The organism is Nostoc sp. 'Peltigera membranacea cyanobiont' 232, assembly GCF_002245985.1.
In the GTDB taxonomy this organism is placed as follows: domain Bacteria; phylum Cyanobacteriota; class Cyanobacteriia; order Cyanobacteriales; family Nostocaceae; genus Nostoc.
This window is the reverse complement of record NZ_NOLK01000244.1, coordinates 1-7,292: the sequence shown is the minus strand read 5'-3', so window position 1 is coordinate 7,292 and position 7,292 is coordinate 1. Positions and strand designations below refer to the sequence as shown.

Annotated in this window: 4 protein-coding genes; 2 read left to right on the top strand and 2 right to left on the bottom strand. The window is 43.5% G+C overall.

Annotation, left to right across the window (positions count from 1 at the left end; genetic code table 11):
* Positions 1 to 136 precede the first annotated feature (136 nt).
* A complete protein-coding gene (locus CDG79_RS37715) occupies positions 137 to 2,743 on the bottom strand; it encodes a PAS domain S-box protein (RefSeq protein ID WP_442946283.1) in 2,607 nt (868 codons plus the stop codon).
* Between the two features lie 284 nt (positions 2,744 to 3,027).
* Positions 3,028 to 4,329 (bottom strand): adenylate/guanylate cyclase domain-containing protein, encoded by a 1,302-nt coding sequence (locus CDG79_RS37710; RefSeq protein ID WP_094346644.1) that lies wholly within the window; start codon positions 4,327 to 4,329, stop codon positions 3,028 to 3,030.
* A gap of 143 nt (positions 4,330 to 4,472) precedes the next feature.
* Here CDG79_RS37710 and CDG79_RS37705 point away from each other — a divergent pair, with 143 nt between their 5' ends.
* Entirely contained in the window at positions 4,473 to 6,086 is a 1,614-nt protein-coding gene (locus CDG79_RS37705) for a DEAD/DEAH box helicase (RefSeq protein WP_094346643.1), read from the top strand.
* Positions 5,989 to 7,203, top strand: a complete 1,215-nt coding sequence (locus CDG79_RS37700) for a DUF790 family protein (RefSeq protein WP_094346642.1) — start codon at positions 5,989 to 5,991, stop codon at positions 7,201 to 7,203. Before CDG79_RS37705 ends, CDG79_RS37700 begins: the two co-directional genes overlap by 98 nt.
* The last annotated feature ends 89 nt before the right edge of the window (positions 7,204 to 7,292 follow it).

Here is a 7,292-nt window from a genome sequence, read left to right as displayed (position 1 = left end):
TAGCGCTCTTTTATTACTCCGAAAAAATAAAATATTGGTAGGTTGGGTTGAACGAAGTGAAACCCAACAAAACCAGAGATTGTTGGTGTTGGGTTTCGTTCCTCAACCCAACCTACGCCTAAATTCATCAAAGTCCTTAAAAATAAGGGTGGATGATTTTTATCCGACGAGAGTCATAAAAGAGCGTTAGTGCCACTGCTGGAATCCGCCCTCCTCGATCTATTGGTAGCGCCCTCACTTGACGAATTAGTGCGTAGCCATCTTCTTGTGGCATACCAATATCGCTCACCAGTATATGGGGGCGATATTGTTCCAAAGCAAACAGTGCATCACTTGCAGATGCAGCTGCTATGACTTGGGCCCCATACTGTCCTAGAATTGTGGTGAGTAAATGACGCGCGTCTGCCTCATCATCGACGATCAGCACTCGCAAGTCATCTAGCCTCGGCAGATAATTGTTAGCCTTTTGGACATCAACCAGAGATGAAAGCTCTACGGTATTAGCCTCTACATAAATGGCTCTCATGGGTAGATTGACAATGAATGTCGCTCCCTGTCCCACACCTGGACTTTCCACAGAGACTGTGCCACCGTGTAATTCTACCAAGTGGCGGACGATCGCTAACCCTAATCCTAGTCCACCATGCGATCGCGTAATCGAACTATCAGCTTGACGGAAGCGTTCAAATACATGGGGTAGGAATTCGCCAGCAATTCCCACTCCCGTATCACTTACCCGAATTTGCACGGATGATTCAATTCGCTGCAATTGCACATCAACTCTTCCCCCTTTGGATGTAAACTTGACGGCGTTGGAGAGCAAATTCCACACAACCTGTTGCAAGCGGTTGGTATCACCCACAACTACCCCTACTTCAGGATCGAATTTACACTGAATGCTAATCTCTTTGGCTTCGGCTGCTGGGCGCACAGTATCAATTGCTGCCTCTACAAGTGTTACAAGTTTTACCCGATGCGTCTTTAGATGGAGTGTACCCCTAATAATCCGCGACACATCTAAGACATCTTCGATTAGTTGCGTTAGGGATCTAGTGTTCCGCTCAATTGTCTCTAGCGCCCGCGCAGTGGTAGCCTCATCAAACTTGCGACTTCTAAGTAGCTGCGTCCAACCTAGTATAGCGTTTAAGGGTGTGCGGAGTTCGTGGGAGAGTGTGGCGAGAAACTCATCCTTCATCCGGTTTGCAGCTTCTGCATCGGCGCGTGCTGCTTGTTCGCGCTCAAGCAGTTGTTCGCGTTCTTGCTCTGCTTGCTTGCGATCGGTAATATCGAGCATAAATCCATGTAGTAGCTGCGGCCCATTCTCATCCCGCACGACATTCACAATGTCATACAACCAGACAATTCTGCCATCAGCAGCCAACATTCTGTATTCAAATTCGTAATTATTCAGTATTAGAGAAGATTCTTGGCAATACTGGATAGCCCACTCCCGATCTTCTGGATGCATGTGTTTTTCCCAGAAATTATCGATGTACCAGTCTGATAATGGATAGCCAAGAATCTCAACAGTTTGCGGCCCGATATAAGTAAAATTTCCAGTAGTGGCATTTACCTCCCAAGGAATCATGCGAACTTTTTCGGTTAGTGCTTTTAACCGTTTCTCGCTCTGTTTGAGGGCTGCTTCTGCTAACTTGTGAACGGTAATATCTGTAATCAGAGCAACAAATCCTTCAACTTTTCCTTGCTGACTGAACTGAGGAACATAAGTTACATTTACGTAATGGTTTGTACCATCTTTATGAGGTAATTGGGTGTCATAAGTTACTTCCTTTCCAGAAAGTACCGCTTCTACATAAGGAAGAATTGACTGATAAACCGACTCGCCGAGAATTTCTCTAATGTGTTTACCATAAATTTCGGAAGCAGGAAGTCCAAACCAGTCTTCATACCCCTTGTTATTAAAGCGATAACGCTGCTGGATATCAACATAGGAAATCTGGACGGGCAGAGCATTTGTAATTAGGCGCAGTTCCTCTTCTCGTTGGTGCAGTGCTATTTCCGCTTGTTTGCGTTCGCTTAAATCAAGTACAAAAGAGATAATATCGTTAGGATTGTTTTCTAACAAAGCAGAACCTAACAGGATAGGAACGCGGCTTTGATCTTTGCGGATGTATTCATTCTCAAAAGGTTGACACACACCTTGGGTTTTGAGTTCTGCGATCGCACTGTTGTTAGCTTCAATATATTCTGGTGCTACGATGTCCCGCCATCGGACTCGCCCAGCAAGTAAATCCTCCTGCGAATAATCTACCATTTCTAAAAAAGCATCATTAGCTTCTGCGATCGCCCCGTCCATATTGGCTACAATTACCCCAATAATGTTGGACTCTACCAACCTTCTAAATTTTGCCTCACTCGCTTGTAACTTCTGCAAACTCATCTGAAGATGTTGTTTGGCAGTGCGTAACTCTGAGTTCAGCAAGCTAATGAATGTTGTCACCAGGACAAACAAGCCTAACCGTCTGATGCTGTCTAGACTCGCAACCGAGAGCGAAAATACTGGCTCTAAGAAAAAATAGCTGACGGCGAAAGTAGACAAAGCAGTAGCCAGCAACCCTGCTTCTATGCCGCCATACCAGGCACTAACTGCCACAGCAGCAAAAAATAGCAGGAAAATAGTTGGTTTCAGTAGTGGCTGTAGCAATAGTGTTAGTAGCAATGCGCTACCAACAACCAATAGTGCCAGAGTACAAGACACGAGAAGGGAACGTATTCCTTTCAATATGGCTTCTCCTTTTATGCAGCTAGCTAAAGGATTATTCCCAAAATTAGCTAGAGAATGCGACTCCGATAGCGAAGCGGTAGCGAGTCATCGAGCGTCATAGCCCGTCGGAGACATCGCTTAACATTTATTATGCATCGGAAAAATACACATCAAAGCAGTTCCTTGCTGCGAATCTATCTAAAGTAATAAAACTTAGTTTTAGCAAAGGTTAAATAGCTGAAATTTATCGCTCTAATTACATACTTTCTATTTTTTGCTATCCGCCAAACAGCATAGTTGTATTAAGCTTTTAACTTAATTTCTTTTAGGATATAAGTCATCATTTCTCCTTTGCCTTTGACCTGAATTAAACCTCGTTTCTCCAATAGGTATCGATCCTTTAAAAGCTGATAAGTTGCTTCACAAACTTGAATACTACCTGCTATCCCATGTGATTCCATTCTACTAGCAGTATTTACTGTATCTCCCCAGAGGTCGTAGGCAAACTTTTTCAGTCCAATCACCCCCGCCACAACTGGGCCTGTACTAATGCCAATACGGATGCTAAATAATTGATTGTTTTCTGCATTTAAGGTAGCTATAGCAATTTGCATATCTAACGCCATATTAGCTATTGTTGGAGCATGGTCATTAGACTGATTTGGCAATCCGGCGACAGCCATATATGCGTCGCCAATGGTCTTGATTTTCTCTACCCCATGACGTTCTGCTAATTGGTCGAACAAACAGAATATTGTATTTAATAACTCGACTAATTCCGCAGGAGATGTCCGAGTTGAAAGCTCTGTAAAACCGACAATATCGGCAAATAGTACCGTAACTTCTAGAAAACTGTCAGCAATAGTTGTAGGCTGTTGTTTTAATTGTTCTGCAATCATCTCTGGCAGAATATTTAGTAGCAGCCTTTCTGATTTTTGCTGCGCCAGTTCCATTGCTTTACGGGCGTAAAATTCTTTTTTTCGCAAGCGTTCGTATAAATAGACAGAAAATACACAAATTACGCAAGTCCAAAAGAAGTATAATCCTTGTTCAGCATAAAAAGCTGATGGATTCTTCAATGTGGGATTATATAAGAGATATAAGGTTAAATAGCAAATTATTGTTCCGAGTTGAGATATTAAATGCATCCACCATTGGACTGGTATGATTGTAGCCTGAGTGAGAAACATCAGAGTCCAAATATTGTTTCTAGGTTCCAGACTATTAAACAGCAAAGCTATATCAATTTGGACAACACAAGTTACAGCCCAGCATAAACTCAAAAAAATTAAGTCAGGATGGCGGCGGCCGATAGGAGTTTTACATAAACCCCAACAAAGAAGAATGAATAATTCTACTACAATCCCAATTTTAAAGGCGTATATCTTGGCTTCTAGATGTGAATTTGCCCAGAGAAAAAAAGCGATTAAAGTCAAGCCAGCTACCAGCAGAATCTGCGCCTGCAATTGCAGCCGTTTTATCAGAAAGCTCTGTCGCTGTTCTTTATAAGATTTGGCAAGGCTATTGTTTGTTTGTGGATCGGACATTCCATGACTGATGAGCGCATCTAGTTGGTTTTTGTCTAAGTTACTTGAATGAATCATGCACTTTTTACGTTATTAGTAATCAAGGGACTGGGGACTAGGGACTGAGGACTAGGTACTAAGTACTGAAGACTAACTAGAGGGGTTCCCAATCCCCAATCCCTAATCCCCAATTTCCAATCCCCAATCCCCAATCCCCATAAATGGCTCGTACCCCTACACTAAATTTTGATCGTGGCACATTAATTTTGCATCCACCACCACGCGGCAAAGGTTGGATGGATTATGCTACGTGGGATGATAGAGTTGAAAAATTCCGCATTCCAGCAATTCGATACCGATCGCTAGTGGAAGCACTACAAGCGGAAGATGTAAATTTTATCGATGAGGCCAAGCAATTTTATCCTGTAGATTTGGTTCCCACTCTAGAAATGGAACCCTATCCCCACCAGACTGAGGCACTAGCAGCTTGGAAACTGGCGGGTAGGCAGGGAGTTGTTGTGCTTCCCACGGCGGCGGGAAAGACTTATTTGGCGCAAATGGCGATGCAGTCAACGCCGCGCACGACGCTAATTGTAGTGCCAACTTTGGATTTAATGCATCAGTGGTACGCACATTTGGTGGCGGCTTTCCCCGATGCTGAGGTGGGATTGCTGGGAGGTGGTTCGCGGGATAGAACGGCCATCTTAGTTGCAACTTATGACAGTGCAGCAATTCACGCCGAAACCTTGGGAAATCAATATGCGTTGATTGTTTTTGACGAATGTCACCATTTACCAACAGATTTTAATCGGGTAATTGCTGAATATGCGATCGCACCTTATCGTCTGGGACTATCCGCTACGCCAGAACGCACCGATGGTAAACACGCTGACTTAAATATCCTTATTGGTGAAGAAGTGTATCGCAAACGCGCCGAAGATTTAGCAGGGAAGGCGTTAGCAGAACATGAAATTGTCCAAATTAAGGTTAAGTTATCGCAACTTGAGCGGGAAAGATACAACCAGTTAATTCAAACGCGCAACGACTTTTTAAAGCAATCTAAGATTTCTTTGGGGAGTCTGCAAGGTTGGCAAATGTTCGTGCAAATGAGTGCTAGATCGCAATCTGGAAGGAGAGCGATGTTAGCGCACCGGGAAGCGAAAGATATTGCTCTGGGGACTGATGGAAAGTTGCGAATTTTGATTAATTTATTGGCAGAACATTATCCAGCACGAATTTTGATTTTTACTGCTGATAATGCGACAGTTTACCGGATTTCTCAAGATTTGCTAATCCCGGCAATTACTCATCAAACTCCTGTGAAGGAACGGCATGAGATATTAACCAAGTTTCGAGAGGGGAAATATAATACTTTGGTTGCTTCTCATGTGTTGAATGAAGGGGTTGATGTACCGGCGGCAACTGTTGCGATTATTTTATCGGGAACGGGTTCAGCTAGGGAGTATACTCAGCGATTGGGGAGGATTTTACGGAAGGGGAATATTGAGAATAAGCAGGCGATTTTGTATGAGGTGGTGGCGGAGGATACGAGTGAGGAAGGGACTTCGGCTAGGAGAAGAGGGGAGAGGAAGGTAGGGGGAGCAGGGGGAGAAAAAGAAAGGAAGGGGAAGTTGGAGGTTGTGTATGGGAGTGGGAAGGAAAGGAGTTTGAAGGCTGCGGAACAGTTAGAAATTAATTATTCAACCGGAAGTTCAAAATCTAAAATCCAAAATTCAGATGTTACCGACAGATTTACTGATGCATCGCCAAAACGGGGAGGAGATCATCCCGAAGAGACTGAAGATCGATCGGGTAACTTCGGAGTTGGCGATTGAGTTAATTAATTATTTTCAATCAGCAGTGGGGAAGACTCAAGGTGTGCTTGAGCGACAATTGACTGATTTTGAAGGAGATTCGACAGATTATCGGGTGAAGCGGGGATTAGCTTATATTCTCAAAAGTAGTTTTTGCACTTTTGAGGTGGTTAGTCCTTTGGAACCACAGATGTTAAGAGAACGGGTGTTTTCGTTGGCTGCAAAGTCTGTTTCTAGTCGAGAATCAACACAAGTTACGCTAAATAGAATTGCTGATGAGTTAACTCAAGAACTTGAGCGGGAAGTTTTGCTAGAACAGGTTCGCAATGGACTCTATGCTGATTTATCAGAGAATAAAATTTTGACTGTTTTTGATGCACCAACAGCGCCAGATTTGTTAAATCGATATAACTTATCTCAGGTGCAGGGTGTGTTTTATAAGGCCAGTAAACTGGTGTTAAATGCTCATCGGAATGTTCCGGGTGAATATAAGCTGTTATTTCGCTATTTAAAGTTATTTCAATTGATGGCTTATATTGAGGGCGATGCTGACCACGGGTTTACAATTACGATAGACGGCCCGACGAGTTTGTTTAATCCTAGTACGCGATATGGGTTAGCGATCGCTAAACTTATTCCCGCTTTACTTCACGTTACTAAATGGAGTCTTTCGTCCATTCTCCAAACCCGCGACGCTTATACAAATACCTGGAAAACTGGACGTTTCACCCTCAATTCCGAATGTGGTTTAGTATCCCACTATCCACCAGGCAAGCCCTACGATAGTATGCTAGAAGCATCCTTTGCTGATAAATGGGATGTTTTAAAAAGTGGCTGGGCGTTAGAGCGAGAAGTTGATTTAATCCCAATTCCTGGTAGCGTGATGATTCCTGATTTTCGTTTGGTGCATTCTGATGGACGCACCTTCTTATTAGAAATTGTTGGTTATTGGCGGCCAGAATATTTACAAAAGAAGTTTTCTCAGGTGCGGCGGGCTGGACGAGACGACTTAATTTTGGCGATTTCTGAACGACTTAATTTAGAAAAGGCGGGAGTAAAATTAAATGATGTCCCCGCCAGAATTGTTTGGTTTAAAGATAAGTTATTGCCGAAAGCGGTGTTAGCTGTAATGGATTGATTAAGGATGTAGCCCGGATTTCTCACCACACCTCTCAAAGCCCGTGCTTGTGCAGGGGAGCAGGGGAGCAGGGGAGCAGGGGAGCAGGG

Bases quoted from the DNA above. Each gene is read 5' to 3' on its own strand.
- CDG79_RS37710 (WP_094346644.1), bottom strand. From the start codon at position 4,329: ATGATTCATTCAAGTAACTTAGACAAAAACCAACTAGATGCGCTCATC.
- CDG79_RS37705 (WP_094346643.1), top strand. From the start codon at position 4,473: ATGGCTCGTACCCCTACACTAAATTTTGATCGTGGCACATTAATTTTG.
- CDG79_RS37700 (WP_094346642.1), top strand. From the start codon at position 5,989: ATGTTACCGACAGATTTACTGATGCATCGCCAAAACGGGGAGGAGATC.